Source organism: Pseudomonas sp. P106(2024), assembly GCF_057480815.1.
The window spans coordinates 1-727 of the sequence record NZ_JBLIYU010000047.1; the positions used below are offsets into that span (position 1 = coordinate 1).

The following is a 727-nucleotide window of genomic DNA, read 5'->3' on the forward strand; positions in this document are numbered from 1 at the left end:
CTTGTGCAGGTTTGGTGTGTTCCAGCTGTTCGGCGGGCATCAGGTCGTGCAGTTGGTGCTGGTAGGCCGAGACCGACAGGCTCAGGTCCAGGGCCACGCCTTCAGCATCAGCCAGCGCCACCACCGGTATTTTCGGCTGAGTGCTGGGATAGTCCCGGGCAATGGCGTTGAGCCTGCCGACGGACAAGGTGGTTGTGGACGCGTGGCTGCTCCAGGTCAGGGACATACGCCGGCTTGCCGGTTTGTAGTCTTCGACCCAGTTTTGCAGCGCACTGAGCGGCAGTACATGAGGCTGGGTGGAGCGGGCCGGGTTGCCGTCAATCAGCTCGGCCATGTCCAGCTGGCGCATATGCCGTTTGCGCAGGGCTGCTGAAGCGGTGATGCGGGCAGTCGTGGCGTTGGTCCACAGGTGCGGGCTGTAGCCGATCCACACTTCCTTGGCGGTATCCGGGCAGGTGTCGGCCCATACCCAGCCCATGCTCTGGCTGGCCAGGTAGCGTTCGCGCAAGTGGTAGCCTTCCAGGCCCTGGTAGCGCAGCTCCCGGTAATGTCCTTCGCCGTCGTACTCATGAATGATCAGCTTTTCGCCCTGAGGACCTTTCATGAACACGTAGATGTAGCCTGGGCGCAGCGCGCGCAGGGTGTAGGATGAGTGCTGCAGCGGGGCGAAGCCTTGTTCCAGATTGAAGCCTGCGCCTGCGTAGCGACAGGCAGGGGCATCGCCCGT

General features: G+C 63.0%; 1 protein-coding gene. It reads right to left on the minus strand.

All coding sequences use genetic code 11. The features are described from left to right. Positions 1-727, minus strand: a 727-nt coding sequence (locus tag AC25M7_RS25450; protein ID WP_486971633.1) for a T6SS effector BTH_I2691 family protein, incomplete at both ends; no start/stop codon positions are given.